We start from the raw sequence: 25,617 nt of genomic DNA, 5'->3' as shown, positions 1-25,617 counted from the left end.
CTCCGTGGAGTGGAATCAGACGGTGCCGAGCAGGCGGCGCACGGCGAAGCGCACGCGACCCAGGTTCGCCACGTCGTCGAAGGCGGTCAGGAGCACCTGATTGCCGTGCGGGGTGAGCAGTACCGGGCCGCCGTCCACGTCGAGCAGCAGTTCCTGCCAGTCGGGGGTGTTCAGGTTGCTCTGGAGGCTGCCGATCACGGCGCGTCCGGCGGCGACCAGGGTCAGTTCGGCGGGCAGGTCGGTCTCGGTCAGGCCGGCCTTGGCGACGATCTTGCCGTCCGGGCCGACCAGGGCGGTGTGGCGCACGCCGCGCACGTCCATGAGACTTTCGATCACGCCTGTTCCCTGGGAAGGCTGATGTCGAGTGCGAGGCGCGCGAGGGTCTGCTGGGCGGTGCGGGTGTCGCTGCCGCGCGTCATGGCGGCGCCGACGGTGTAGGGGCCGGTGGTGACGGCCACGACTTCCACGCGTTCGCTGGTGAAGGCGAGGCGGGTGACGTCCCCGGTCCCGAGGCGGCGGCCGGTGCGGTCCATGCCCTGGCGCAGCGAGGCGAGTTCGGCGGCCAGGCCGTCGCCGCCGTCGCCGTGCGCTTCGATGGCCAGGCCGTCCGGGCCGACGAGGGCGGCGGCGATCACGCCGGGCAGGGTGCGCAGGGGGTCGAGGATCACAGCGTGGCCTCCAGTTTGCGGGCGGCGTCGCGGCCGTACAGGCGGGCCTGCCCGAGGTTGCTGCGGCCATCCACGGCGAGCAGCAGGAAGTACTCGGTCTTGATGGGGTGCAGGTACACGCTGAGGCGCTCGCCGCGCAGGTACAGTTCACGGGGCGCGCCGCCCTGGAGGGTGTCGGTGTAGACCGTGTGGGCCGCGCGGTACAGGCCCGCGTGCTCGGCGACGAGCAGGCTCAGGTCGGCGTCGAGCGTGGCGTGCCCTTCGATCAGGAGGCCGTCGAGGCCCGCGATGGCGGCGGCCCAGGCCCCATCGACGTCCCGTACCAGTTGTGTGAGTTGATCGAGCATCTGCCCCGCATCATATGCCGCTGGGCCGCGGGGCGTGCGGCGGGCCGGACCGGGCGGTGGGGGCGCGCCCCCCCCCGCGCCGTGCGTGGTTTTTCACGTCCGGGTCAGGCGGCCCCGCAGGGCGGTCAGGTCGGCGGGCGGCAGGCCGTGTGCGTTCAGGTACGCGTCCAGATGGCCCCAGTGATGGTCCATGTGGGTCAGGGTGTGCCGGATGTCGTCGGCGCGGGTCGGGACGAACGGGGCGAGTTGCGCCCACTGCTCGGGCGTGCGGCGGGTCTGCTGGTCCCGGTAGAAGTCGCGCAGGGCGGGGCCGCTGGCGGCGTAGTCGGCGGCCGTCTGGTCGCGGGTCTGCCCGGCCAGTTCGCTGCACAGCGCGGCGATCAGGCCGGTGCGGTCCTTGCCTGCGTGGCAGTGGATGAGGACGGGGCCGGGTGGGGCGTCGAGGATCACGCCCAGGACCGTCACGATCTGGTTGGGCGCGTGGTCGAGCGTGGCGGTCATGTGGTCGGCGTTACTGCGGGCGGCGGCGCTGGCTTCGTTAAGGGCGCGGTGGCGCCACGGCAGCAGGGGCAGGTTCAGGTAGGCGGGGTGGCCCAGGAACGGGGGTGGATCGGCCGCGCGTTCGGTGCGGCTGCGCAGGTCGATGATGCGGCTGAAGTTCAGGGCCTTCAGGTCGCGCCGACCGTCTGGCGTGAGGCGGCTGAGGGTATCGCTGCGGGACAGGCCGGGGAGGCTGCGGCGGAAATTGAGGAGCCCGCCGGGTGGCTGTTCGGAGGGGGTCATGGAGGGTGCAGTCTGACGGGTCGGCCACCGGGGTCGGGGTGGCGGGAGTGACGGTGTGGCGCGGGAATTCTGGGGTACAATGGGGTCATTGAGGGAGCCGGTTCTATTACGCCAATAGCAGAATGGGTGTGGTAGAATCAATCCATTCCCGGACAGGCCGGGCCTCGACATTTCAGGCTGACGCGGCGCCACTGCCGGGCCGCAGCAGCCTCACGACTGGAGCCACATGACTGGAATTCACCCCGTTGACATCACCAGTGAAGTCAAGACCAACTTCATCAACTACGCCATGAACGTGATCGTGGACCGCGCGCTGCCCGACGTGCGCGACGGTCTCAAACCCGTGCAGCGCCGCATCATGTACGCGATGATGCTCGAGGGCCTGTACTCGAACGTCAAGCACGCCAAGTCCGCCTCCGTGGTGGGCGAGGTCATGAAGAAGTACCACCCGCACGGCGACTCGTCGATCTATGACGCGATGGTCCGCCTGGGCCAGTGGTGGAACATGCGCTACCCGATGGTGCACCCCCAGGGCAACTTCGGGTCCATCGACGGCGACCCGCCGGCCGCGATGCGCTACACCGAGGCCCGCATGACCAAGGTCGCCGAGGAAGTCCTGGCCGACCTGGAAAAGAAGACCGTGGATCTCAAGCCCAACTACGACGAGACCACCGAGGAACCCACGGTGCTGCCCAGCGCCGTGCCGAACCTGCTGATCAACGGGGCGTCGGGCATCGCGGTGGGCATGGCGACGAACATCCCGCCGCACAACCTCACCGAGATCTGCAACGGCCTGCTCGCCCTGATCGAGGACCCGACCATCGGCCTGGACGAGATGATGACGCACGTGCAGGGCCCGGACTTCCCCACCGGCGGGCGCATCAGCCGCGCGGGCATCCGTGAGGCGTACGCGACCGGGCACGGCGGGCTGAAGGTGCGCGGCAAGGCCCGTATCGACGAGAAGAACGGCCGCAACCAGATCATCATCAGCGAGATCCCGTATCAGGTGAACAAGACCAACCTGATCCAGACGATCAGCGCGATGTACAAGGCCGGGAAGATCCCGGACATCAGCGCCCTGCGCGACGAGTCCGACCGCAAGGACCCGGTGCGCATCGTGATCGACCTCAAGCGCGGCGCGATCCCCACCCTCGTGCTGAACCAGCTGTACAAGTACACGCAGCTGCAGAGCACGTTCACGATCATCAACCTGAGCATCGTGCACGGCGAGCCGCGCGTGCTGCCATTGATCGACACCATGCGCTACTTCCTGGACCACCGCCAGGACGTCGTGACCCGCCGCACGCAGTACGACCTGGACAAGGCGCAGGAACGCGCCCACATCCTCGAAGGGCTGCTGAAGGCCCTGGATCACATCGACGAGGTCATCACGCTGATCCGCGCGAGCAACACGGGCGCCGAGGCGCGCGACTCGCTGATGGCCCGCTTCGGCCTGACCGAGGTGCAGGCCCAGGCGATTCTGGACATGCGCCTGCAGCGTCTGGTGGGTCTGGAACGCGAGAAACTCCAGGGCGAGTACGACGAGCTGCAGAAGACCATCGCGTTCCTGCAATCCATCCTGGGCGACGAGAAGCTGCTGTGGCGCGAGATCAAGAAGGAGATCCGCGCGGTCCGCGACAACTACGGTGACGAGCGCCGCAGCGCGATCACGCTGCTGGAGGAGGACATCACCAAGGAGGACCTGATCGCCGTGGAGGACATGGTCATCACCATGACCAAGGCCGGGTACCTCAAGCGCACGAAGCTGGACGCCTACCGCGCCCAGAGTCGTGGCGGACGCGGCGCGAGCGGCGGGAAGCTGCGCGAGGAGGACGTGAACACCCGCGTGTTCGTGGGAAGCACGCACGACTACCTGCTGTTCTTCACCGATCAGGGCCGCGTGTTCCACGAGAAGATCTACGACCTGCCGGAAGCGGGCCGCGACGCGAAGGGCACGCACATCCGCAACCTGCTGCCCAGCCTGCGTGAAGAGGAGAACGTCGCCAGCGTGCTGAGCGTGAAGGGCTTCGAGGAGGCCGGGTGTTTCATCTTCGCCACGAAGAACGGCATCGTGAAGAAGACGCTGATCACCGAGTACGGCAACATCACGTCCGCCGGTCTGATCGCCATCAACCTGCAGCCCGGTGACGAGCTGATCGGGGTGGGCATCGTGCAGGACGGCGACCACGTGGTCCTGGCGACCCGCAACGGCAAGGCGATGCGCTTCGAGAGCGGCGAGGTGCGCGAGACGGGCCGCGCGACGCAGGGCGTGATCGGCATCCGCCTGCGCGACGGTGAGGACGACGCGGTGGTCAGCATGGCGCTGGTGCCCGGCAGTGACGTGGACAGCGAACTGCTCGCGGTCAGCGAGTGCGGGCTGGGCAAGCGCACCCCGGTGGGCGACTACCCGGCCAAGGGCCGCGGCGGGATGGGCGTGATCACGCTGGACGTGACCGACAAGACCGGCAAGCTCGTGACCCTGGCGCGCGTGGGCGGCAACGAGGAACTGATGGTTCTGACCGAGAAGGGCACCGTGATCCGCACCCGCGTGGAGGAGGTCCGCGTGACGGGCCGCAACGCGCAGGGCGTGAAGGTGATCAACATCGGCGACAAGGACTGCGTGATCAGCGCCTTCCCGATCCGCCGCGAAGACGAACTGTAACCCCCTGACACCGGAACCGGGGTGCGGCGTCACCGCCCACCCCGGTTTCTTTATTCCCGCTGTCTTTATTCGCTGCGCCGTGAGGGGCCGGTGAGGCGCGGCGGCGCACACTGCGGCGGTGCACGCCGTGCTGGTGCGGGTCTGTGCGACGGAGGCCCAGGCGAGAATCTGTAATCTAAAGCCAGATTAAAGAAACAAAACTGTTTACAAAAAAGTGAGATTGAGTTACACTGTGAGCACGTCGGGAAAGGGGCCCTGCCCCGCCCCCCGGCACCCGCGAACCCACCTCACCCCCGCCCAAGGAGGCGACACGAATGCTTACCAACACCCGCACCAGTACCCGGACCTTCGTGGACACCGTGACCTACCGCCCCGGCGCCGTCATCCTCTACCCCGGCAAGAGCGACATGCTCTACCGCGTCTCCACCGGCCTCGTGCGCGTGCACACCATGGACGACGACGGCAACGGCCTGACCCTGCGCTACGTCAAACCCGGCGAGTACTTCGGCGAGGAAGCCCTGGCCGGCGTGAACCGCGCCTACTTCGCCGAGGCCGTCACCGACTCCAGCATCGACGTGATCAACCCCGCCCTGATGAGCGCCGAGGACAACCTGCACGTCACCACCCACCTCGTGCGGACCCTGGAGCGCGCCTACGAGAGCATCTACCGCCTCGTCGGCAAGCGACTGCGCGCCCGCATCGCCGGGGAACTGCTGGAACTCAAGGACACCGCGCTGGCCACCCAGCTCGACAGCGGCGAGACCATGATCTACGCCACGCACGACGAACTGGCCGCCGCCGTCGGGTCGGTCCGTGAGACCGTCACCAAGGTCGTCGGGGAGCTCTCGCGCGAGGGCGTGATCAGCGCCGGCTACGGCAAGATCACCCTGAAGAACGAATCGGCCCTGGCCGACATCGCCGCCGCGTAACCCTCAGCGTCACCGCGCCGCCGCCCCCACCCGGGAGCGGCGGCTTTCGTACCCCTCCCCTGTCCAGCCCTGTTTCTGTACATGTGACACGAATCCTGGACGGTTGGCATTCCCAGCGCGCCCCGCGTGTGCATAGACTCGGGCGATGACCCAGACTTACATCCCCGAACGCCCCCTGCGCGTCGCCGTGATCGGCAGCGGCCCCAGCGGCATCTTCGCCACCGAAGCCCTCCTGAAACAGACCGACCTGCCCGCCCAGGTGGACGTCTACGATCGCCTCCCCACCCCCTACGGCCTGGTGCGCTACGGCGTGGCGCCCGACCACCTGACGATCAAGAGCGTCACGCGCGGCTTCGAGAAGACGCTCGGCGACCCGCGCGTGCGCTTCCTGGGCAACGTGGAATTCGGCACCGACCTCACCCACGAGGATGCCCTGACCCACTACGACGCCGTGTTGTACACCGTCGGGGCCAGCAGCGACCGCCGCCTGGGCATTCCCGGCGAGGACCTGACGGGCAGTATGAGCGCCACCGAGTTCGTCGCTTGGTACAACGGCCACCCGGACGCCGCCGCGCGCGAGATGGTCCTCAGCGCCAGCGGCGTCGCCGTGGTCGGCGTGGGCAACGTCGCGCTGGACGTGAGCCGCATCCTCGTGAAGACCGCGCAGGAGCTCCACGAGAGCGATATCGCCGCGCACGCCCTGACCGCGCTGGACGCCAGCCACGTGCAGGACGTGTGGGTGCTGGGCCGCCGCGGGCCCGCGCAGGCTGCCTTCACCACCAAGGAACTGCGCGAGTTCGGGGAACTGCATGCCGCGGAACCCGTCGTGAAGCCGGAGGAGATCGCGCTGAGCGAGGCCGAGGAGGCCGCGATCACCGACAACACCAAGAAGAAGAACGTGGAGGTCCTGCGGGACTTCGCCTCCCGCGAAGCCGAGGGCAAGGCGCGGCGCGTGCACCTGCGCTTCCTGGTTTCCCCCGTCGAGATCCTCGACGACGGCCAGGGCCGCGTGGGCGGCCTGAAGGTCGAGCGCAACCGCCTGGACGAGAACGGCAACGCCGTCGGTACCGGCGAGTTCGAGGTGCTGCCAGTGCAGATGGTGCTCCGCTCGGTCGGGTACCGCGGCGTGGCGCTGCCCGGCGTGCCCTTCGACGAGAAACGCGGCGTGATCGCCAACGACGAGGGCCGCGTGGTGGGCCGCGTGGGCGAGTACACCGCCGGGTGGATCAAACGCGGCCCCAGCGGCGTGGTCGGCACGAACCGCAAGGACGCCACCGACACCGTCGCGCACCTGCTGGCCGACGCGAAGGACGGTAAGCTACCCGGCGCCGCCCACCCCACCCGTGAGGCCGTGGACGCCCTGCTGCGCGGGAAGGGCGTGCAGGTCTACTCCTTCCACGACTGGCAGGTCCTCGACGCGCACGAACTCGCCGAGGGGCAGGCGCAGGGCCGCCCGCGCGCCAAGGTCGTGCACCGCGACCTGATGCTCGGCCACCGCAAAGGCTGACCCGCATCCCCCGCGTGCCGTCCTGGCGGGTGCCGGGGCAGCACGCCCCATCCCGGCTGGCCAGCCGCTCAGGAATGTGATTTAGATGGAGGTCGATGAGACGCCTGACCTCCCTGACCGCCGCGGCCAGCCTCACGCTGGGGGCCGCTCACGCCCAGACCCTCAGCCTGCCGCTCACCTTCGACGGCCCGCAGACCTGGCAGGTGCGGTTCGACGAGGGCATCGGCAACTGGACGTTCAGACTGACCACCACCGGCGCCGTGAAGGGCCGCCAGCTGACCGGCACGGCCACCAGCCGCACCGCCGGGAACCGCGCCGCGGCGTTCATGTTCACCCCGGACGACCTGAAGGCCGGACGGGACCGCGCTACCGGCATCGTGGACGGCCTGCCGAACCTGAACCAGTACGCGCTGTTCGCCGTGGAACCCGACAACGGCCAGATCATCGGCAGCGGCGCCTACACCCGCCTGCTGTGCGTCGTATCCGGACCACCCGCCCCCGGCAGCGCGCCGAACACCCTCACGGGCCGTGCGTACGCCGCCAGCCTGAACCGACCCGCGCAGGACACCGGCGTCGGCTGCACCGCCACCCGGGAGACCGGCACGCCCACCACCTTCACGCGGCCCGCCACGCCGCAGGCGCTGGGGTGGCAGGTGTTGCCGCAGGCCGGGCAGAACTGGACGCTCCAGACCCGCCCGGCTTTCTCGGCCCCCACCGCGAAATGGAACGTCCGGGTGGACACGGCCAGCGGCGGCGCCGGGCAGGGACAGGCGACCGGGCTGAGCAGCGCGCCCGCCGAATTCAAGTACTTCGACCGCAGCGACCGGCAGTACCCGGACACGCTGGCCGTGCAGATCGGCGAGGACCGCGACCCGCGCGCGGTCGTATGCCTGTTCAGCTTCGCCAGCAACGGGTACACGCCGGGCCGCACCGTGCTGGGCCGCGCCCTGCTGACCGACACGCTGTGCGAACTCACGCTGGGTGCCCTGGCACCCGGCAGCAGCGTCGGCGCGGCGCAACCGCCCCGCTGGCTGGACGGCGTGAACCGCGTCCCGAAGGCCGGGCAGACCTGGACGTTCAGCACCTTCCAACTCACGTACCGCCTGAGTTTCGACCGGGCTGAACCCGACGGCTGGAGTGGCCGCGCCACCCTGACCGGGAACGGCACCGCCGAGAAACTCCCGACCGACTGGACCTACCGCCTGACGTGGCTCGCGACCGGCCTGAAACTGGACTGACGCTGGGCGGCGTGACCTTCAGCTGCGTCCTGCCCGAACAGGCTCAGGGGGCCCTGGGCGGCAGCCTCAGCGGTGACGCGGTGCTCCTCGCAGGCGGCAAACGGCAACAGGAGAACAACTGCCGCGTCGAGTTCTGACCGGAGCCACATGGGCCGGACGCCGGGTCACCCCCAGGCGTCCGGCCTGCATTGACAGGCGGCTTCAGCTGATCAGGCCGGTATGCACGCGGGGCCTGAGGCCCTGCTGCCGCACGAGCGCCCGAACCTCCTGACAGCGGCAGCCCCGGTAGGTGCACAGCAGCCCCTCCGGGTCGCGGTTCAGGAGGCGCACGGTGCTGTCCACGAGGTCCCGTACGCGGTACAGGCGCAGGGTGCTCTGGCCGACCTGCACGCTGCGGGCGCGGGCGTGCACCTCGGGCGCGAGGTTGTCGAAGTCCGCCGAGCAGTTCGGAAACGCAGTCGGCACGACCTGCCCGTCCAGCGGCACGTACCGCGTCAGGAGCGGCAGGCCCGCGAGGTGCTCGCCGTAGTGGACGCTGGTGTTGCTGCCGAAATCCACGCCCATCAGCAGCGCGAAGCCGTCCAGGTCGTACAGCGCCCCGATGGGCTGGTACGGGCTGCTCAGCGACTGCGCCTCGGTGATGCGGCGCGCCTCCTGCCCCAGCGCGATGAAACTCAGCGTGGGATGGAAGGATCGCAGCGCGTCGGCGCGTTCCACGAGTTCCTGCGGCACCCGCCCGATGTCCCGGCTGACCCGCGAGTCCCGGTGGAAGCGCGCGTGGGGGGTCGCGGTGGTCCGCGAGAGCAGCGTGGAGTACGTGAAGGCCGGGGCGACCACCGTGGCGCTCGCGCGTTCCAGGGCGTCCACGACCGTACGCGCCCCACCCTCAAGCTGACCGAAGGATTTCAGGCTGGCGTGCACGATCACGTGCCCGGTGCCGTCCAGTCCCAGTGCGCGCAGGCCCTCGTCCAGTTCGGCGGGGGTCACGGCGGGGCGGCGCAGCAGGTTCAGCACGCCCCCAGTCTACTGCGGTGGGCCTGCGGGGCGGGAGGAAAGGCGCACAGTCCCTTGCCCGCCCGCCGGGCCACCCACGGGGGGCGGCGCGCAGGTCACCCCACGCGCCGCCCCCCATTCACAGCTGGCTTTATTTGACGAAGAGCATCTGGCGGTAGGTCGGCAGGGGCCAGTGCTGCTCGGCAACGACCTTCTCCAGCTTGTCGGCGGCCTTGCGCACGGCGGTCATGGCGGGCAGCACCTGATCACGCATGTGGTGGGCCTTCTCGTGCACCTCGTCCCCGCCGGTGGCGGTGTTCTGGGCGCTGAGGGCCTGCACAGCGTCGAACAGTTCGTCCGCGGCGGCCTCGACCTCGGCGGCGACGCCCCTGACGGCCTTGCTGCCCCCTGCGGCGTGCAGTTCGGAGAGGTACTTCACGGCGGCGGGGAGGATCATGGTGCGGGCCATGTACTCGGTGGTCTCGCCCTCGATGTTCACCGTCTTGAAGTAGATGTCGTACATGATTTCCTGGCGGGCGGCCAGTTCACGGTCGGACAGCACCTTGAACTTCTCGAACAGGGCGCCGTTCTTCGCGTCGGTCAGGTGATGCACGGCGTCCAGGGTGGTGCGCAGGTTCAGCAGCTTCCGGTCGTGCTCGGCTTCCTGGTGCCACTCGTCGCTGTAGCCGTCGCCGTTGAAGACGATGCGCTTGTGGGCGCTGTAGGTGGCCTTCACGATGTCCGCCACAGCGCTGTTCAGGTCCGCGCCGCCCTCCAGCTTGGCCTTCAGCTCGGCCGCCAGGGCACTCACGGCGTCCGCGACGATGGTGTTCAGGACCGTGATCGGGAAGGAGATGCTCTGGCTGCTGCCCGCCGCGCGGAACTCGAACTTGTTCCCGGTGAACGCAAAGGGGCTGGTGCGGTTGCGGTCCCCGGCGTGACGGGGCAGGGGGGGCAGCACGCTGGTGCCCAGGCCCAGCAGGCCGGCCTCGGCGCCGCGTCCACCCTGGCCGCTTTCCAGGCGGTCGAAGATGTCGCTCAGTTCGCTGCCCAGGAAGATGCTGATGATTGCGGGCGGCGCCTCGTTGGCGCCCAGGCGGTGGTCATTGCTGGCGCTGGCGACGCTGATGCGCAGCAGGTCCTGGTGCTCGTCCACGGCCTTGATGACGGCCGACGTGAAGAACAGGAACTGCAGGTTCTCGTGCGGGGTGTCGCCGGGCTCCAGCAGGTTCTCACCGGCGTTGGTGCTCATGCTCCAGTTGCAGTGCTTGCCCGAGCCGTTCACGCCCGCGAAGGGTTTCTCGTGCAGCAGCGCGACGAGGCCGTACTTGCGGGCGGTGTTGCGCAGCACCTGCATGGTGAGCTGCTGGTGGTCGGCGGCGATGTTGCTGTCCTCGAAGATCGGGGCGATCTCGAACTGGCCGGGCGCGACCTCGTTGTGGCGGGTCTTGACCGGGATGCCCAGCGCGTACAGCTGCTGCTCGGCGTCGGTCATGTAGCTCAGGACGCGGTCGGGAATCGCACCGAAGTAGTGGTCTTCGAGTTCCTGGCCGCGCGGGGGCTGCGCGCCGAACAGGGTGCGGCCGGTCATGACGAGGTCGGGGCGGCGGTAGTAGTACTCCTCGGCGATCAGGAAGTATTCCTGCTCGGCGCCCAGGGTGCTGCTCACGCGGGTGCCCTCGCTGGCCCCGAAGAGCTTCAGGGCGGGCGTGACGGCCTTGTTCAGCGCCTCAACACTGCGCAGCAGGGGGGTCTTGGTGTCCAGCGCCTCGCCGGTCCAGCTGGCGAACGCGGTGGGGATGCACAGGGTCGCGCCGTTGGCGTGACGCATGATGAACGCGGGGCTGCTGGCGTCCCAGGCGGTGTAGCCGCGCGCCTCGAAGGTCGCGCGCAGGCCACCGGACGGGAAGGAGCTGGCGTCCGGCTCGGCCTGGATGAGTTCCTTGCCGCTGAAGGTGGCGATGGCGCTGCCGTCGCCGTTGGGGGACACGAACGAGTCGTGCTTCTCCGCGGTCGAGCCGGTCAGGGGGTGGAACCAATGGGTGTAGTGCGTCGCACCCTTCTCCATGGCCCAGGTCTTCATGGCGAGTGCCACGGTGTCGGCGATGCTGGGATCGAGGGTCGCGCCGCGTTCCAGGGTCGCCTGGAGGCTCTTGAAGGTGGGTTTGCTCAGGCGGGCCTTGAGCTGTTCCAGGGTCAGGACGTCGCTGGCGTACACACTGCTGATGATCTGGTCGGGCGTGGCGGTGTCCACGGCGTCCGTGCGCCAGTTCCGGGCGGCGGAGATCACGTCGAAGTCATGGTTCATGTCGCTCCCTGTGCGCGGTGGCTGGGGGGTGCGCGGCGCGCTTGGCATCCCTGATTTCACGCCGCTCCCGTGGTTCCACCGGGCATCACTACGCCCGGAGTATATGAGCCCAGCCTGAAGGCGGTCAACGAATACTTCTGCACAACATGCCGGAATACCGGGACGGGGCAGGGCTTGACAGGCGGGGACGTGCAGTTTGTACACCGCCGATCTGCCACACTGGAATCCGACGCGCAACACTCTGCACCACCACCCCGGCACGGGCCGGAGGTCGTAGCATTTCTGGACGCGCCGCCCAGCGCCACCGGAGGTTTCCCAGTCATGTCCCCCCAGTCCACCACGCCCCCCACCCGCGACCAGATCCTGCAGCAGCTGCAGGAAGCGGAAGTCAAGTTCCTGCGCCTCCAGTTCACCGACATCCTCGGCACCACCAAGAACGTCGAGGTGCCCAAAAGCCAGTTCGCCAAGGCCCTGAACGGCGACGTGACCTTCGACGGCAGCGCCGTGGAGGGCTTCACCCGCGTCGAGGAGAGCGACATGCTCCTGCGCCCGGACCTGGGCACCTTCCTGATCTACCCGCAGTTCTCCCGCGAGGAAGGCGAGCGCGGCAAGGTCGCCCGCCTCATCTGCGACGTGGCCCTGCCCGACGGCACGCCCTTCGACGGCGACCCCCGGCAGGTCCTCAAACGGCAGATCGCGCGCGCGCAGGCGATGGGCTTCGAGATGTTCGTCGGCACCGAACCCGAATTCTTCCTGTTCGAACGCTCCCCCAGCGGCGTCGGCACCACGGTCACGCACGACAAGGCCGGGTACTTCGACCTCGCCCCGATCGACAAGGGCGAACGCATCCGCCGCGAGATCACGAACAAACTCGTCGAGATGGGCTTCGAGATCGAGGCCGCACACCACGAGGTCTCCCCCGGCCAGCACGAGATCGACTTCCGCTACGCCCCCGCGCTGGAAACCGCCGACCGCATCGCCACCTTCAAATTCGTCGTCAAACGCGTCGCGCTGGAGTACGGCCTGCTCGCCAGCTTCCTACCCAAACCACTCCCGGGCGTGAACGGCAGCGGCATGCACTGCCACCTCAGCCTCTTCAAGGGCGGCACGAACGCCTTCGCGGACCCCGGCGGCGAGCACGGCCTGTCCCGCACCGCGCAGCAGTTCATCGCGGGCCTGCTCGACCACGCGGGCGCGATGGTCGCCATCACGAACCCCCTCGTGAACAGCTACAAGCGCCTCGTGCCGGGCTTCGAGGCCCCCGTGAACGTCGCCTGGAGCACCAGCAACCGCTCCGCGCTGATCCGCATTCCCGCCAAGCGCGGCAACTCCACCCGCGCCGAAGTCCGCATGCCCGACCCGAGCTGCAACCCGTATCTCGCGCTGGCCGTCATGCTGGCCGCGGGACTGGACGGCATCGAGCAGGACATGGAACCCGCGCCCGCCATCCAGCGCAACATCTTCAAGATGACCGTGCGCGAGAAACGCCACCACCGCGTCAAGGAACTCCCCAGCGACCTGCGCGAGGCCGTGGACGAACTGGAAAAAGACGACGTGCTGCGCCGCGCGCTGGGCGAACACGTCCTTGATCACTTCGTGGAGGCCAAGCGGGCCGAGTGGCGCGAGTACAACGCCACCGTGCACGCCTGGGAACTGGAACGGTACCTCGACCTGATCTGATACGCGATTCGAGTGATTCCACGTCATTCAGAGGTGCCCGGTGGCCCCCTCACCCTTCCGTCACTTCGCTCCTCCCTCCCTCTCCCACGAGGGGAGAGGGGACGACGGAACGCGATCACGTTGGAAGAACATCAATTTCGTCCCGTATGAATTGCGACAGGAGAGCGGCAGAGGGAGTGGATAGTCCCCTCTGCCGCTCCTGCGTCGCTTACTGCTGGGTGTCGTCGGTGGCAGTCGTGCCGAAGGTCGTGCCGGTGGCGGGCGTCCGGGTGTCCGCCTGATCCTGCCCGTCGGTGACGTGCGCGGTGGCGGTGTCCGTCTCGGTCATGCCACTCCCGGAGTTGTCCGCGTAGCCGCTGCGGTCACTCATGCCGTTCCCGGCGTCGGCAGGCAACCCGCCCTGTTTCGTGTCGTCGCTCATGCCCCACTCTCCCCCACCACGGGCCGGGCGGGGATGAGCGGGGCGTGCGGGAACCTTGATGCGCAAACCCGACTCAGGCGATCAGCGGGTGCAGTTCGCCCGTGCTGACCAGGGCCAGCCAGTGCAGCGCGCGGCTGGCGGACACGTACAGCAGGCGGCGTTCGTACTCGGTGCTCTCGTCGTACGTGTCGGCGTTCGCGCTGGCGACAATGGCGGCGCTGAACTCCAGGCCCTTGGCGAGGTTCACGGGGAGGATCACCAGGCCGCCCCGGAAGCGGTGCTCCTGCGTGGTGATGGGTTGCGCGTCCGTGTCGAATTCGCGCAGAGCCTCGGCCATGCGTTCGGCGTCCACGCCGCGCCGGGTGACGATGGCGATGTTGGTGTGCCCGGCGGCCTGCGCGTCCTTCACGGCCCGCGCGATCAGCGGGAGTTCCCCGTCCGGCCCGGCGGGCGCGGTGTAGCGCTGCACCTCGGCGCCGTCGCGGTCGACGCCCTGCACGGCGGCGGCGCGGTTGTACGTCGCGGCGATCCGCGCGCCCAGTTCCGTGATCTGCCGGGTGGAGCGGTACGTGCGGCCCAGCGTGAGGACCTGCGCGCCCGGCAGCTGCGCCTGCACCGCCTCCCAGGAGCTGGGGCCCTTGTAGCCGTGCATGCCCTGGTTCATGTCGCCCAGCGCCGTGATGTGCCCGGGGCGGGTGGCGCGGCCCAGCAGGGCGTACAGCAGCGGCGAGTAGTCCTGCGCCTCGTCCAGCACGACGTGATCGAAGGGTTCCAGCGTGCGCCCGTCCAGCCGCCCGATGCCGCCCGTGAACGCCTGCACGGCCAGCATCAGGGGGATCTCGGTGACGTCCGCGTGCGCGCGCCGGGGCGTGGGAATCCCACTGAGGGGATCGGTGCCCAGCAGCGCGATCTCGCGCTCGGTGAGCAGGCCGCTCGCGGCGAGTTCCGCCGGGCTGCCCAGCAGGCGGCGCGCCTCGGTGATGGGCGTGGTGGTGGCGAAGATGCGGCCCAGCAGGGTCGTGAGCGGCGTGGCCAGCTGGCGGCGCACGCTGGCCTCCTCGTCCTCGGGGACGCGCAACGTGGACAGCGCGAGCGTCTCGATCGCGCGGCGCATCCCGGCGCGGTACCCGTCCAGGGGATCGGCGGCGAACACGTCGCGCAGCAGGCCCGCCAGCGCCGCCTCATCCAGCGTGAACACCTGATCCTCACGGCCGCGCAGCGCGACCGCCTCGCGCAGCCCCTGCCCGGCCAGCGCCGCGTTAAAGCGGTTCCAGAGGTGCGTGCGGACCACGTCCAGCATCCGCGCGTCACCCAGCAGTTTCGCCTTGCGCCACGCCAGCGCCCGGCGGGTGTTGTCCCGGTCGGTCAGCAGCAGACTGAGGGTCCGGTCCGTGACCTCCAGCTTCTCCAGGCCCAGCAGCCCGGTCGCCCAGGCTTCCGGGGTCGTGACGATCACGCGCTCAATCCCCAGTTCCGGCAGGATGCGCGCCGCGTACGTCGCCAGCACCCGGTTCGGCATGAGGACCATGCACGCCTCGGGCCGCGCCCGGTGCGCTCCCCGGTCCGCGTTCGTCATCCACGCCAGCCGGTGGAAGCCGATGGTCGTCTTCCCGGACCCCGCCGCGCCCTGGATGATCACCGGGACGCCCGCCGGGTGCCGCATCGCGTCGTTCTGCTCCGGCTGGAGCGTCTCGACCACGTCCCGCATCCCGGCGGTACTGCCCTCCTGCAGGCGGCGCAGCAGCACCTCCTCGCGCCCCCCGGTGTCGCCGCCCTGCTCGTCGTCGTACAGGTCCGTCACCCGCAGCAGCGTCTTCTGACTCACGTCCAGCTGCCGCCGCCGCCGGATCACGCCCGCACTGCCCCGCCGGGGTGTCCAGCCCAGTGCCTGCGAGTAGAACAGGCTCCCGACCTCGCTGTCCCAGCTGACCACCGTGTGCGGGCCCTTCACGTCCCGGAAGCCGTGCTTCCCGACGTACAGCGTCTGCTCACGCCCCGCCACGCGCACCTTCAGGCTCCCGAAGTACGGCTGATGCACGTGCGGCGAGAGCATCGCCGCGAACTCCTCGGCCTGATCCCCCAGGATGATGCTCGTCTCCAGGTCCGCGCCCATCTGCCGGTCGCGGTCCTCCCAGAACTCGATCTGCCGGATCATGGCCGCCACCGTCCCCGACAGGTGTTCCTTCTCCAGTTCAAAATCCGGGTGGGTTTCCGGACGTAATTCCGCAACAGGCATAACGTACAGAATACGACGTTCCGGGATGACCGGCGCGCCCATTGTCAGATTCAGCCAGCGCCACTTGAGCTTCAATCACGCAACCACCGCCCCCTGCCCCGGTCCTCCCCCCGTCTTGGACAGCCGATTGTCTGGCGACCTGTGACCGAATACAGCACGCGCCTCACCACCGCAGGGCGAGGCACGTGACGCCGCTGTCCAGGGAGACGGGGCGCAGCGAACGGATTACTTGTTGACGTTGAGGAGCAGTTTCACGTCTGCGTCCTGCTTGCCGCTCGTGAACGTCACCGATGCCAGGTCGACTCCAGTCTCGGCATCAGCCGCTGCAGCTACCTTGTACAGCACCTGGAACTGTTCGTTGTAGCGGACATTCACACTGCCCATCGAGACAGTCGTCTTGTTGACCTTCCGCATGATCATGACCTTCGTCGGCGTGATGGTCACGCCCTTTGGCGCATCAAAGGACTTGAGTGTCAGCCAGTTCGCGGGTCGGGAGACGTCCGGCACGGTGGGGTTCGACGCCGAGGCTCCCGAGTAGTTGAATGTCAGGTCGTCAAAATAGGCATCGAAGGCGTCGTTCTCGTCAAGCAGCGCGCGGGGGTACGTGTACTGTACGTACACGGTCTGGCCCGGGGCCAGACGGGTGACTGATTCGGGGGAGGACTGAACCAGCGGAGCGTAATCGGTGGTACCGGGCTGTACGGCGGTGCAGGCAGTCAGCGTGGCGAGGAGGATGGCGGTCAGGGCGATCTTGCGCATACGGCGGAAGATTAGCAGTTCTTAATCCTCTTTCATGCCTCACATGTGGTGCACCTGTGCGCTTATTCGGCGATGATGGCATCCGGGTGATGGAACCCGGACTGCCCGCACCCCTTCTTCTCGTTCTCGACTGCTGGGGCAGAGATTGCCCTCGGCCTGAGCGGTGGCGCCAAGCACCGATTCAAGTGGGGTACACGCCTCCGTCCAGTTCAACCGAACGGAGACTGGACGGGTCGGGACAGCCCATATCTGGAAGCACCAGACTACGCAGTCTCCTCGCCCTGGGTACGTGCGGACATGACCGACCGAGATGGCATCCCTTCCGCGGGAATCGACATGGGTAGCGGCGTCCTGCTGTCGGGCGAGACCACCGACAGTGCCACCCTGCCAGTGTCGGCGTGCACGTGGACGTCCCACTGCGCTGAGTGCCTCCGGTCGGCCCTTGACCCTCTCCCCCGGCGTGTTCCACACTGTGCGTCAGGTGTTGATCCGCAGGAGTACCGCGCGCAGCGGCCAGTGAGCGAGCCCGTGACGGTGAGAGTCGGGCGGTGAGGCGGCGCGGGAAGGGCAGCGGGGAGCTGATCACAGACAAAAGTGCCAGTCGGCCGGGGATGCCGGGGCTGGAACTGGGGTGGAACCGCGCGTGTCCTCATGCGTCCCCAGACGAGCGAGTGCCGGGAACTGGCCGCCGTCTGGGGCTTTTTTCCGTCGCCTGCCCGAAAGGAGCACGTGATGCCTGCAACCTCAATGGAAGAACTCGTCAGCCTGTGTAAACGCCGGGGCTTCATTTTCCAGGGCTCGGAGATCTACGGGGGCCTTCAGGGCTTCTACGATTACGGCCCGCTGGGCGTGGAACTCAAGAACAACATCAAGGCCGCGTGGTGGCGCACGAACGTGTACGAGCGCGACGACATGGAGGGCCTGGACGCCTCGATCATCATGCACCGGCAGGTGCTGCGCCACAGCGGGCACGAGGCGACCTTCAGCGACCCGATGGTGGACAACAAGAAGAACAACAAGCGCTACCGTCTCGATCACCTCGTGAAGGATCAGAAGGCGGACGTGATCGCGAAGGTCGCCGAGGCGATGGGTCAGAGTGCCGAGAACTTCCCGGCGGTCGTGGCGGCCCTGAACGCGAACCCGGCGCAGGCCAGTGAGGCGCTGCGCGCGGCGGGCGTGCGCGACCCGTTCAGCGGCGAGGTGGGCGAGTGGACGGAGCCCAAGCCGTTCAACATGATGTTCAAGACGACCATCGGCCCGGTCGCGGATGACGAGAGCTACGGGTACCTGCGCCCGGAGACCGCGCAGGGCATCTTCACGAACTTCAAGAACGTCGTGGACAGCACCAGCCGCCGTCTGCCGTTCGGCATCGCGCAGATCGGCAAGGCCTTCCGGAACGAGATCACGCCCCGCAACTTCATCTTCCGCGTGCGTGAACTCGAGCAGATGGAGATCGAGTTCTTCTGCACGCCCGGCACCGACGAGGACTGGCACGAGAAGTGGCTGGAAGCGCGCCTGAGCTGGTGGGAGGCGCAGGGCGTGCCGCGCAGCAAGATCGAGATTCTGGACGTGCCGAAAGAGGATCTGGCGCACTACTCGAAGCGCACGTACGACCTGATGTACGACTACCCCACCCTCGGGCACGAGGAGATCGAGGGCATCGCCAACCGCAGCGACTACGACCTCGGGTCACACACGAAGAACCAGAGCGAACTGGGACTCGTGGCGCGCGTGGAGGAGAACCTCGACTCGATCGCCAAACTGACGATCCCTCACCCGGAGACGAATAAGCCGGTCGTGCCGTTCGTGATCGAGCCGTCCGCCGGGGTGGACCGCGCCATGCTCGCCGTCCTGTCCGAGGCGTTCACGAAGGAGACGCTGGAGAACGGCAACGAGCGCATCGTGCTGAAACTCAAGCCACACCTCGCGCCCATCAAGGTTGCCGTGATTCCGCTGGCGCGCAACAAGGCCGAACTGGTCGATCTGGCCCGCTCCATCAAGAACGACCTGCAGAAGCTCGGCCTGGGCCGCATCCTGCTGGAGGACAGTGGCAACATCGGCAAGGCGTACCGCCGCCACGACGAGGTCGGCACGCCCTACTGCGTCACCGTGGACTTCGACACCGTCGGCAAGGGCGAGGACGCCAGCCTGACCGACACCGTCACCATCCGCGACCGTGACACGCTGGCGCAGGAACGCGTGAAGATCAGCGACCTCAGCTCGTACCTGCAGGCGAAACTCCGATAATCCGACTCAGGAGAGGCGGCCCCGCACATCCAGGTGCAGGGCCGCCTTTCCTGGTCGAGGTCAGTGCTGGTGGTCGCCCATGTCCATGCCGCCCATCCCTCCGGGCGCGGGCAATGGCTGCGCCCCTCGGTCCTTCAGGAGGCGGGTCATCAGGGTGATCTCGGCACTCTGCGCCGCCTGGATCTGGCGGGCGAGGGCCTGCACCTCGGGCCGCACGCCCCCCTCCAGCGCGGGAGGTACCATCGCCAGGGCGCCCTGGTGGTGGCGGGTCATGAGTTGCAGGAAGGTCACTTCGGCCTGCTTCTCGGGCTGGGTGCTGATCGTCGCCACCTCGGCCTGGGTGGCCATGCCCATCATGCGGGCGTGCTCGGCGCTCATGCCCTCCCCGGCCCAGGGGCGGCCCCAGAGGGTCAGCCAGCCGCGCATCTGCCCGATCTGCTCCTGCTGGCTCAGCATGATGTCCAGCGCCAGTGTCCTGAGTTCCGCATCTGTGGTGGTGTCGCGGATGCGGGTGGCCATGTCGATGGCCTGGGTGTGATGCTGGATCATCTCGCGCACGAAGCGGACCTCGCGGCTGTCCTCGGCAGGGCTGATCAACCGGGGCGCGAGCAGGAACGCGGCGGCCAGGGCAGCGAGCAGGACGACCAGAAGCGGGAGGGCGCGGCGCAGGTTCACGCCCGCGAGTATAGGGGCGCGTTCATGAGGCCCGGTACACTGCCCCGGATGACCGGTGAGAGGTGGCGGAACGTGGTGGGCGGCGTGGCGGTGGGCGCGAGCCTGGCGGTGCTGACCGCGTTCCTGGGCGAGGTCCGCGCCCCGGCGGAGCTGCTGGTGGGCATGATCGTGACCTGCGGGTTGGCGGGGGCGTTCCGGCCGTCCTGGGTGGCTCTGCGGGTCGGTGCGGGCGCGCTGGCGGTGCTGATCGCGGCCTGTCTGCTGACACCCGTACTGCGCATTCCCCTCCAGTCCCTGACCCTGCGCGAGCCCCCGGTGAAGGCGGATGCCATTGTGGCCCTCGGGGCGGGGGTCCACTGCGGCAGTCGCGAACTGGAAGCCAGCGCCGTGGCCCGGCTGACCGGCGCGCTGGCCCTGTGGCGGGCCGGGTACGCGCCGGTCGTGACCGTCTCGGAGCAGTCGGGCCTGATCGGGCCACGCGACTGCCCGAAGATGAGCGTGCTGGAGACCGAACTGACCCGCGCGCTGTATGGACCGGGCGGCCCCACCCTGGTCACGCTGAAGAACGTCACCACCACCCGCGACGAAGCGGCCCGCGTGCGCGACCTGACCCGGGCGCGCGGCTGGACGCGGGTGCTGCTCGTCACGTCACCCAGCCACTCGCGCCGCGCCGCCGCGCTGTTCCGCTCGCAGGGTGTGACCGTCGTCAGTGTGCCCGCCCAGGAATGGCGCTTCGATCAGGCCCTCACGCAGCCCAGTGACCGCCTCGTGGCTCTGCGGGTCCTGCTGTACGAGGGCCTGTCGCGCGTGAAGGCCGCGCTGGGCGGCACGCCGGAACGCTGAAACCCCAGCGCACACTTGCCGGTGCCCGCTTCCCGTACACTGCGCGGTTGTGAGTGAGTGTGTGACGGTGATCGGTGGGGGTCTGGCGGGGTCGGAGGCGGCGCTGGCGGCGGCGCGGCTGGGCGTGCAGGTGCGCCTGCACGAGATGCGGCCGGTGAAGATGACGCCGGCGCACCGCAGTGGGAATTTCGCGGAGCTGGTGTGCAGCAACTCGCTGGGTGGCGAGGGTGAATTGCAGAGCAAGGGTCTGTTGCAGGCCGAGCTGCGGAGTGTGGGCGGCGCGATCGTGGGCGCGGCGGACGCCTCCAAACTGCCCGCCGGGAACGCCCTGGCGGTGGAACGCGACGAGTTCAGCGCGCGGGTGACGGCGGCGGTGCGTGAGCATCCGCTGATCGAGGTCGTGGAGGGTGAGGTGGAGGCTGTGCCGGACGGGATCGTGGTGATCGCGTCGGGGCCGCTGACGTCGGACGCGCTGGCGGCGGACGTGGCGCGGGTGACGGGCAGTGAGCGCCTGAGCTTCTACGACGCGGCGGCGCCCGTGATCGCGTTCGATAGCATCAACATGGACGTGGCGTGGCGCGCGGGGCGGTATGTGCAGAGCGCGGATTACATCAACTGCCCCTTCACGAAGGACGAGTACCTGGCGTTCTTCGGGGCGCTGGAGCAGGCGCGCAGTCACACGCCGCATGACTGGGAGAAGCTGGAGTTCTTCGAGGGCTGCATGCCCATCGAGGAAATCGCCCGCCGTGGGATCGACACGCCCCGCTTCGGGCCGATGTCCCCCAAGGGCCTGGACGATCCGAAGACCGGGCGCTGGCCGTACGCGGTGGCGCAGCTGCGTCAGGAGGACCGCGAGGGCCGCATGTGGTCCCTGGTGGGCTTCCAGACGGGCCTGAAGTGGGGGGATCAGAAGGCGGTCGTGAACCTCATCCCGGGCCTAGAGAACGCCGAGATCGTCCGCTACGGCGTGATGCACCGCAACACGTACCTGAACGCGCCACTGGTGCTGGAGTCCACCCTGCAACTGAAGGCCGACCCGACAAAACTGGTCGCGGGCGTCCTGGCGGGCACCGAGGGGTACCTGGAATCGGCGGCGACCGGCTGGCTGGCGGGAACGAACGCCGCGCGCCTCGCGCTGGGTCTGCCACCCCTCACGCCACCCGCGGAGAGCATGCTGGGCGGCCTGACCCGTTACCTCGCCAGTGCGAACCCGAAGGGGTTCCAGCCCATGAACGTGAACTGGGCGCTCGTGCCGGAACTGCCCGCCGAGATCAACGAGAAGACCGGCAAGCCCCGCAAGCTCGGCAAGCGCGAGAAGCGTCCGGTGATGTTCCGCCGGGGCCTGAACGCGTTCATGGCGTGGGCGCAGGCAGAGGCGGGCCTGACTGTCACGCCGCCCCCGGTGCGGGAAGCGGAAGCGGTGGGCGCTGAGCTCTGAGCCATGAGCTCTGAGGAGCATGGGCCAGGGCATCTGCCCTGGCCTCTCCTCTTTTTCCTCATAGCCCAAAGCTCCCAGCCGTGCTACAGCCCCGCGTACTGCCGCAGTTCGATCCGGTACGTCCCAGCCACGTCCTCCCGCCACGCGAGCGTGAGGGTCCCGTCGGGCGCGGTGGTGAGGCTGGGGCTGCGGGCGTCGCGGTGCGGGTCGCGGTTCTGGACGCCCTGGTCGGTCCATGACTGGCCGGTCCAGCGGGCGAGGTGCACCTGCCCGGTGCCGTTCACTTCCTCCACCCAGGCGAGGGCGGCGTGTCCGGCGGCGTCGGTACTCAGGCTGGGGGCGGTGGCGAAGCCCTGGCTGACCTGCGCGCCCATGGGTTTCCAGCGCTGGCCGTCCCATCGGGCGGCGTAGAGGGTGTCCTGCCCGGCGTGGTCCTCGATCCACACGGCGATGGGGCGGTCCTGCCCGTCGAGGACGAGGCGGGTGGCCGCCACGTACCCGGGCGCGTGGCGGTTCAGCGGTCCGCCGAGTGGGTGCCACGTCTGCCCATCCCAGCGGGCGGCGAGGACGCGGCTGGCGGTGACCTCACCCTGAAGCCACGCGACGATGGGCTGCCCGGCGCGGGTGACGGTCAGGGCGGGCGTGCGGGAGAACTGCGTGCGGTCGTTGAAGCGCGGGCCGCGCACCCAGCTTTCCTGCGTGGCGTTCCAGGTCCGCACGGTGAGCTGGCTGCCGTCGGGGCTGCGCAGCCACTCGCCCCAGGCGAGCATCGGCTGGCCCTTCCACAGGGCAAGCGCGCGGGTGCGGGCGGCGTACGGAAGGTCGTCGCCCAGGTAGCGGTCCCCCCAGTCGGTCCAGGTGTCGCCGGTCAGGGCGCGGAATTCGACGACGTCGTTGTCGCCGTAGTTCTCGTTCCAGGCGAGGAGCGCGCCGCCCCGCGCGTCGGTGACGAGGTTCAGGCTGGCGATGGGGCGCGGCTGGCGGTAGTTGAGGATGTCCCCGACGGGCGCCCAGCCGCCGGGGCCGCCCACCCAGGTGCGCAGCACGCGGGCGGTGGAGGTGCCGCGCCCGCTGTTGAAGCGGCCGTTGTCGCTGATGGCCGCCAGCAGCAGGGTGCCGTCGGGCCGGGCGGCGACCGCGAGTTCCCGCACCGGGGCGCGGATCTCGGGTGGTGGGAGGGACTGGGCCGGGCGTCCGCCCCCCCCGGCCAGGGCGGAGGCGAGGAGCAGGGCGGCAGGCAGGAATCGCGCGGGGCGGGCCATGGGAAACCTCCGGAGCGGATGGGACGGCGAGTGAAACTGACCGTATTGTTCTCCACCGGACGGCCCGGGGACCAGGGGCATGCCTGCGCTGTGGGTTTCTCACGTGCTGCACGCACCACATCGGGCGGGGCGTGTTCTATGGTGTGGGCGTGAAGCTTGACAGGGTGCTGGTGTACGGGTTGGGGCGCAGTGGGCGGGGCGCGGCGCGGTTCCTGGCGCGCTCGGGCGTGCGGGGTGAGTGGCTCGATGCGCGACCGGCGCCGGAGGACGAGGCGCTGATGACAGAGCTGGGCTGGGCGCGTGGGGCCGCAGGTGGCGTGTACGACGTGGTGGTGGCCGCGCCGGGCGTGCCGATCGATCATCCGGACCTGCTGGCCCTGCAGTCGCGCGGGGCGGAGGCGATCGGCGAGGTGGCTCTGGCCGCCCGCCTGCGTCCCGCCCTGCCGATGGTGGGGATCACCGGAACGGCCGGGAAGGGCAGCACGACCGTCCTGGTGGCGGGGCTCCTGCGCGCGGCGGGCCTGAATGCCCGTGAGGGCGGAAACATCGACCCGCCCCTGCTGGACATCGTGGACAGCGCCGAGGTGGCGGTGGTGGAACTGTCGAGTTTCCAGCTGGAGCGCGTGCCGGGGCTGCGGCTGCCGGTGGCGGTGATCACGAACCTGGGTGTGGATCACCTGGACCGGCACGGGACCGTCGAGGCGTATCACGCGGCGAAGCGGAACATCACGGCGGGTCAGGAGGCCGGGGACGTGCTGGTCGTGCCGGACGGGCTGAGCGTGCCGACCCGGGCGCAGGTGCGGCCCTTCTCACCGGGCCGGATCGCGCTGGTCGACGGGACGCTGGTGCTGGACGCCTCCGAACTGCCCGAGGGGGTCCACCCGGCGAACGCGGCGGCGGCAGTCCTGGCGGCCGAGGCCCTGCTCGTGCACCTGGGGCGCCCGGTGGACGCGGGTGTGCTGGCCGGGGCGCTGCGCGCGGCGCAGCCGGTGTCCGGGCGCTTCGAGACGGTCGCCCGCCTCGGGAAGGTACGTTTCGTGGAGGACTCGATCGCCACGCGGACCATCGCCGTGCAGGCGGCCCTGGAGCGCGCCGTGCCGCCGGTCGCGTGGCTGGTGGGCGGCCGGGACAAGGGCGCGGACCTCGCCCCGCTGCGGGAGGCGGCCACCGGGCGGGTGGCGCAGGTCATCGCGTTCGGCGAGGACGGCGAGGCGCTGGCCCGCGGGCTGGGTCTCCCCTACCGCATCGTGTCGGGCGCGGACGGCGAGGCGACCCTGCTGGCCGCCGCGCAGGCGGGCCTGGACGCCCTGGGTGGACCGGCGGGTGAGGGCAGCGTGCTCCTCGCCCCGATCGGCACGAGTTTCGATCAGTTCAGGGATTACAGGGCGCGGGGCGAGGCGTTCCGCCGCGCCGCCCAGGCCCTGGCAGGCGGGGAGGGGCGGGCGTGAGCATCCAGCTGATCATCGCGCAGGTCATGCTGCTGTGCCTGGGCGTGCTGGGCGTCGCGACGGCCGAACCGGGCATGATCGCCGATCACGGCCTGAAGGCGCTGCTGGCGCTGGGGTTCACGCTGACCATCGCACGGCTGCGCCCCCGCGCATTCCTGAAACTCGGTCCGCTGGTGTGGGGCGTGACGCTGTTTCTGTTGCTGCTCGTGCCGTTCATCGGGGTGGGCACCGCCGAGAGCGAGGCGACGAAACGCTGGCTGCAGTTCGGCCCGGTGCGCTTCCAGCCGTCCGAGATGGCCAAGCTGGGGCTGGTGCTCATGCTGGCGTCGTTCTTCGCGCGGCGCGGCGTGCACAACAAGCTGATCAGCGCGACCGCCATGATCATGCTCACGACGTTCCTGGTGTTCATCGAGCCGGACCTGGGCACCAGCGTCCTGATGTTCGGCCTGGGTCTGGTGCTCATGTACGCGGCGGGCGTGCGGATCAGCAACATCAGCGGGTTCCTGCTGGCCCTGGTGCTGCTGGCCATCCCGGTCGCGGGCCTGTACCTGGAGAAACACCCGTACATCCTGTCGCGCTGGAACCAGCACTACTCCGCCGAGGAGGTGCGCGAGGCGGGCCTGGGGCAGATCGGCCTCGCGCACCGCGACCTGAGTTTCGGCGGGATTCCCGGTCAGGGGCCGGACGGCCTGCGGTACGTGTACTTCGGGGATCACACCGACCTGATCGTGGCGTCGGTGGGCTTCTCGTCAGGCCTGCTGGGCGTGGCAATGCTGCTGTTCGCGTACTGGCTGATCGTGGTGACGGCGCTGGACGTCGCGCATCTGGCCAGCCGGGTGCGGCCCATGACGCCCGAGATTCACGGGGCGAGCATCCTGGCGATCGGGGCGATGTTCATGATCGTCGGGCAGGCGTTCGTGAACCTGTGTGTTGCGGCCGGGATCTTCCCGGTGACGGGCGTGCCCCTGCCCCTGGTCAGTTACGGCTTTTCCAGCATGCTGACCATGAGTGTCGCGCTGGCCGTGATCCACTCCGCGATGCGGGAGGTACGCCGGCAACTGAGCGGGCTGGACACCCCGGACTCCCAGGACGCGCAGGCGACGCTGCCCGCACCGGCGCCCGCCACCGACTGACGCGCAGGCACAGGAAAGGCCCCCTCGCTCTGGAGGGGGC

General features: G+C 69.2%; 22 protein-coding genes. 11 read left to right on the top strand and 11 right to left on the bottom strand.

Features of this window, described 5'->3' with window-relative positions:
• Positions 1 to 15 precede the first annotated feature (15 nt).
• The 4 genes from SY84_RS14375 to SY84_RS14360 form a co-directional block, all read right to left on the bottom strand.
• Positions 16 to 336, bottom strand: coding sequence for a roadblock/LC7 domain-containing protein (locus SY84_RS14375; RefSeq protein ID WP_046844574.1), 321 nt, complete (start codon positions 334 to 336; stop codon positions 16 to 18).
• Entirely contained in the window at positions 333 to 668 is a 336-nt protein-coding gene (locus SY84_RS14370; RefSeq protein ID WP_046844573.1) for a roadblock/LC7 domain-containing protein, read from the bottom strand. The genes SY84_RS14375 and SY84_RS14370 overlap by 4 nt, the downstream gene beginning before the upstream one ends.
• Positions 665 to 1,015, bottom strand: coding sequence for a roadblock/LC7 domain-containing protein (locus tag SY84_RS14365; protein WP_046844572.1), 351 nt, complete (start codon positions 1,013 to 1,015; stop codon positions 665 to 667). Before SY84_RS14365 ends, SY84_RS14370 begins: the two co-directional genes overlap by 4 nt.
• A gap of 93 nt (positions 1,016 to 1,108) precedes the next feature.
• Complete coding sequence (locus SY84_RS14360; protein WP_046844571.1) at positions 1,109 to 1,798, bottom strand: tyrosine-protein phosphatase; 690 nt, start codon at positions 1,796 to 1,798, stop codon at positions 1,109 to 1,111.
• Between the two features lie 226 nt (positions 1,799 to 2,024).
• Between SY84_RS14360 and gyrA the strand changes: the two genes are divergently transcribed.
• The 5 genes from gyrA (at position 2,025) to SY84_RS17045 (ending at position 8,271) form a co-directional block, all read left to right on the top strand.
• A complete protein-coding gene (gene gyrA / locus SY84_RS14355; protein WP_046844570.1) occupies positions 2,025 to 4,460 on the top strand; it encodes a DNA gyrase subunit A in 2,436 nt (811 codons plus the stop codon).
• Positions 4,461 to 4,774: 314 nt separating this feature from the next.
• Positions 4,775 to 5,389 carry a helix-turn-helix domain-containing protein gene (locus SY84_RS14350; RefSeq protein WP_046844569.1) on the top strand — a complete coding sequence of 205 codons (615 nt, stop codon included), beginning with the start codon at positions 4,775 to 4,777 and terminating at the stop codon, positions 5,387 to 5,389.
• A 145-nt stretch (positions 5,390 to 5,534) separates the two neighbouring features.
• Positions 5,535 to 6,896, top strand: coding sequence for an FAD-dependent oxidoreductase (locus tag SY84_RS14345; protein WP_046844568.1), 1,362 nt, complete (start codon positions 5,535 to 5,537; stop codon positions 6,894 to 6,896).
• A gap of 95 nt (positions 6,897 to 6,991) precedes the next feature.
• A complete protein-coding gene (locus tag SY84_RS14340; RefSeq protein ID WP_046844567.1) occupies positions 6,992 to 8,134 on the top strand; it encodes a hypothetical protein in 1,143 nt (380 codons plus the stop codon).
• A gap of 11 nt (positions 8,135 to 8,145) precedes the next feature.
• Complete coding sequence (locus tag SY84_RS17045; RefSeq protein WP_281174732.1) at positions 8,146 to 8,271, top strand: hypothetical protein; 126 nt, start codon at positions 8,146 to 8,148, stop codon at positions 8,269 to 8,271.
• A 64-nt stretch (positions 8,272 to 8,335) separates the two neighbouring features.
• Here the strand turns inward: SY84_RS17045 and SY84_RS14335 are convergent, their stop codons facing one another.
• Both SY84_RS14335 and SY84_RS14330 read right to left on the bottom strand, forming a co-directional pair.
• The gene (locus SY84_RS14335; RefSeq protein WP_046844566.1) at positions 8,336 to 9,148 is read right to left on the bottom strand and encodes an AAC(3) family N-acetyltransferase; all 813 of its coding nucleotides are present in this window, start codon (positions 9,146 to 9,148) and stop codon (positions 8,336 to 8,338) included.
• 130 nt (positions 9,149 to 9,278) lie between these two features.
• Positions 9,279 to 11,435 (bottom strand): glutamine synthetase III, encoded by a 2,157-nt coding sequence (locus SY84_RS14330; RefSeq protein ID WP_046844565.1) that lies wholly within the window; start codon positions 11,433 to 11,435, stop codon positions 9,279 to 9,281.
• Positions 11,436 to 11,756: 321 nt separating this feature from the next.
• Between SY84_RS14330 and glnA the strand changes: the two genes are divergently transcribed.
• A complete protein-coding gene (gene glnA / locus SY84_RS14325) occupies positions 11,757 to 13,115 on the top strand; it encodes a type I glutamate--ammonia ligase (RefSeq protein WP_046844564.1) in 1,359 nt (452 codons plus the stop codon).
• 208 nt (positions 13,116 to 13,323) lie between these two features.
• Here the strand turns inward: glnA and SY84_RS14320 are convergent, their stop codons facing one another.
• The 3 genes from SY84_RS14320 to SY84_RS14310 all read right to left on the bottom strand — a co-directional run bounded on the left by SY84_RS14320 (position 13,324) and on the right by SY84_RS14310 (position 16,531).
• Positions 13,324 to 13,536, bottom strand: coding sequence for a hypothetical protein (locus tag SY84_RS14320; RefSeq protein WP_046844563.1), 213 nt, complete (start codon positions 13,534 to 13,536; stop codon positions 13,324 to 13,326).
• Between the two features lie 73 nt (positions 13,537 to 13,609).
• Complete coding sequence (locus SY84_RS14315) at positions 13,610 to 15,772, bottom strand: HelD family protein (RefSeq protein WP_046844562.1); 2,163 nt, start codon at positions 15,770 to 15,772, stop codon at positions 13,610 to 13,612.
• Between the two features lie 225 nt (positions 15,773 to 15,997).
• Positions 15,998 to 16,531 (bottom strand): hypothetical protein, encoded by a 534-nt coding sequence (locus tag SY84_RS14310; protein WP_046844561.1) that lies wholly within the window; start codon positions 16,529 to 16,531, stop codon positions 15,998 to 16,000.
• A gap of 732 nt (positions 16,532 to 17,263) precedes the next feature.
• On the opposite strand from SY84_RS14310, the gene SY84_RS14305 reads away from it, so the two are divergent.
• Complete coding sequence (locus SY84_RS14305; protein WP_046844560.1) at positions 17,264 to 18,778, top strand: glycine--tRNA ligase; 1,515 nt, start codon at positions 17,264 to 17,266, stop codon at positions 18,776 to 18,778.
• Positions 18,779 to 18,838: 60 nt separating this feature from the next.
• Here the strand turns inward: SY84_RS14305 and SY84_RS14300 are convergent, their stop codons facing one another.
• The gene (locus tag SY84_RS14300) at positions 18,839 to 19,453 is read right to left on the bottom strand and encodes a DUF305 domain-containing protein (RefSeq protein WP_245621352.1); all 615 of its coding nucleotides are present in this window, start codon (positions 19,451 to 19,453) and stop codon (positions 18,839 to 18,841) included.
• A 48-nt stretch (positions 19,454 to 19,501) separates the two neighbouring features.
• Between SY84_RS14300 and SY84_RS14295 the strand changes: the two genes are divergently transcribed.
• Positions 19,502 to 20,296, top strand: a complete 795-nt coding sequence (locus SY84_RS14295) for a YdcF family protein (protein WP_052751190.1) — start codon at positions 19,502 to 19,504, stop codon at positions 20,294 to 20,296.
• A gap of 67 nt (positions 20,297 to 20,363) precedes the next feature.
• On the top strand, positions 20,364 to 21,734 hold the full coding sequence (gene trmFO, locus SY84_RS14290) for a methylenetetrahydrofolate--tRNA-(uracil(54)-C(5))-methyltransferase (FADH(2)-oxidizing) TrmFO (RefSeq protein ID WP_046845280.1): 1,371 nt from the start codon (positions 20,364 to 20,366) through the stop codon (positions 21,732 to 21,734).
• Between the two features lie 83 nt (positions 21,735 to 21,817).
• Here trmFO and SY84_RS14285 read toward each other — a convergent pair whose 3' ends face one another.
• Positions 21,818 to 22,996, bottom strand: coding sequence for a hypothetical protein (locus tag SY84_RS14285; RefSeq protein WP_046844559.1), 1,179 nt, complete (start codon positions 22,994 to 22,996; stop codon positions 21,818 to 21,820).
• A 149-nt stretch (positions 22,997 to 23,145) separates the two neighbouring features.
• On the opposite strand from SY84_RS14285, the gene murD reads away from it, so the two are divergent.
• Both murD and SY84_RS14275 read left to right on the top strand, forming a co-directional pair.
• Positions 23,146 to 24,444, top strand: a complete 1,299-nt coding sequence (gene murD, locus SY84_RS14280) for a UDP-N-acetylmuramoyl-L-alanine--D-glutamate ligase (protein WP_046844558.1) — start codon at positions 23,146 to 23,148, stop codon at positions 24,442 to 24,444.
• The gene (locus SY84_RS14275) at positions 24,441 to 25,577 is read left to right on the top strand and encodes an FtsW/RodA/SpoVE family cell cycle protein (protein WP_046844557.1); all 1,137 of its coding nucleotides are present in this window, start codon (positions 24,441 to 24,443) and stop codon (positions 25,575 to 25,577) included. The genes murD and SY84_RS14275 overlap by 4 nt, the downstream gene beginning before the upstream one ends.
• Positions 25,578 to 25,617: the final 40 nt, after the last annotated feature.

The sequence above is a fragment of the Deinococcus soli (ex Cha et al. 2016) genome (assembly GCF_001007995.1).
In the GTDB taxonomy this organism is placed as follows: domain Bacteria; phylum Deinococcota; class Deinococci; order Deinococcales; family Deinococcaceae; genus Deinococcus; species Deinococcus soli.
The sequence above is the reverse complement of the archived record's forward strand: the minus strand, read 5'-3'. Positions and strand labels throughout refer to the sequence as shown.

Bases quoted from the DNA above. Each gene is read 5' to 3' on its own strand.
- SY84_RS14365 (WP_046844572.1), bottom strand. From the start codon at position 1,015: ATGCTCGATCAACTCACACAACTGGTACGGGACGTCGATGGGGCCTGG.
- SY84_RS14360 (WP_046844571.1), bottom strand. From the start codon at position 1,798: ATGACCCCCTCCGAACAGCCACCCGGCGGGCTCCTCAATTTCCGCCGC.
- gyrA (WP_046844570.1), top strand. From the start codon at position 2,025: ATGACTGGAATTCACCCCGTTGACATCACCAGTGAAGTCAAGACCAAC.
- SY84_RS14350 (WP_046844569.1), top strand. From the start codon at position 4,775: ATGCTTACCAACACCCGCACCAGTACCCGGACCTTCGTGGACACCGTG.
- SY84_RS14345 (WP_046844568.1), top strand. From the start codon at position 5,535: ATGACCCAGACTTACATCCCCGAACGCCCCCTGCGCGTCGCCGTGATC.
- SY84_RS14340 (WP_046844567.1), top strand. From the start codon at position 6,992: ATGAGACGCCTGACCTCCCTGACCGCCGCGGCCAGCCTCACGCTGGGG.
- SY84_RS14330 (WP_046844565.1), bottom strand. From the start codon at position 11,435: ATGAACCATGACTTCGACGTGATCTCCGCCGCCCGGAACTGGCGCACG.
- glnA (WP_046844564.1), top strand. From the start codon at position 11,757: ATGTCCCCCCAGTCCACCACGCCCCCCACCCGCGACCAGATCCTGCAG.
- SY84_RS14320 (WP_046844563.1), bottom strand. From the start codon at position 13,536: ATGAGCGACGACACGAAACAGGGCGGGTTGCCTGCCGACGCCGGGAAC.
- SY84_RS14315 (WP_046844562.1), bottom strand. From the start codon at position 15,772: ATGCCTGTTGCGGAATTACGTCCGGAAACCCACCCGGATTTTGAACTG.
- SY84_RS14310 (WP_046844561.1), bottom strand. From the start codon at position 16,531: ATGCGCAAGATCGCCCTGACCGCCATCCTCCTCGCCACGCTGACTGCC.
- SY84_RS14305 (WP_046844560.1), top strand. From the start codon at position 17,264: ATGCCTGCAACCTCAATGGAAGAACTCGTCAGCCTGTGTAAACGCCGG.
- SY84_RS14295 (WP_052751190.1), top strand. From the start codon at position 19,502: ATGACCGGTGAGAGGTGGCGGAACGTGGTGGGCGGCGTGGCGGTGGGC.
- SY84_RS14285 (WP_046844559.1), bottom strand. From the start codon at position 22,996: ATGGCCCGCCCCGCGCGATTCCTGCCTGCCGCCCTGCTCCTCGCCTCC.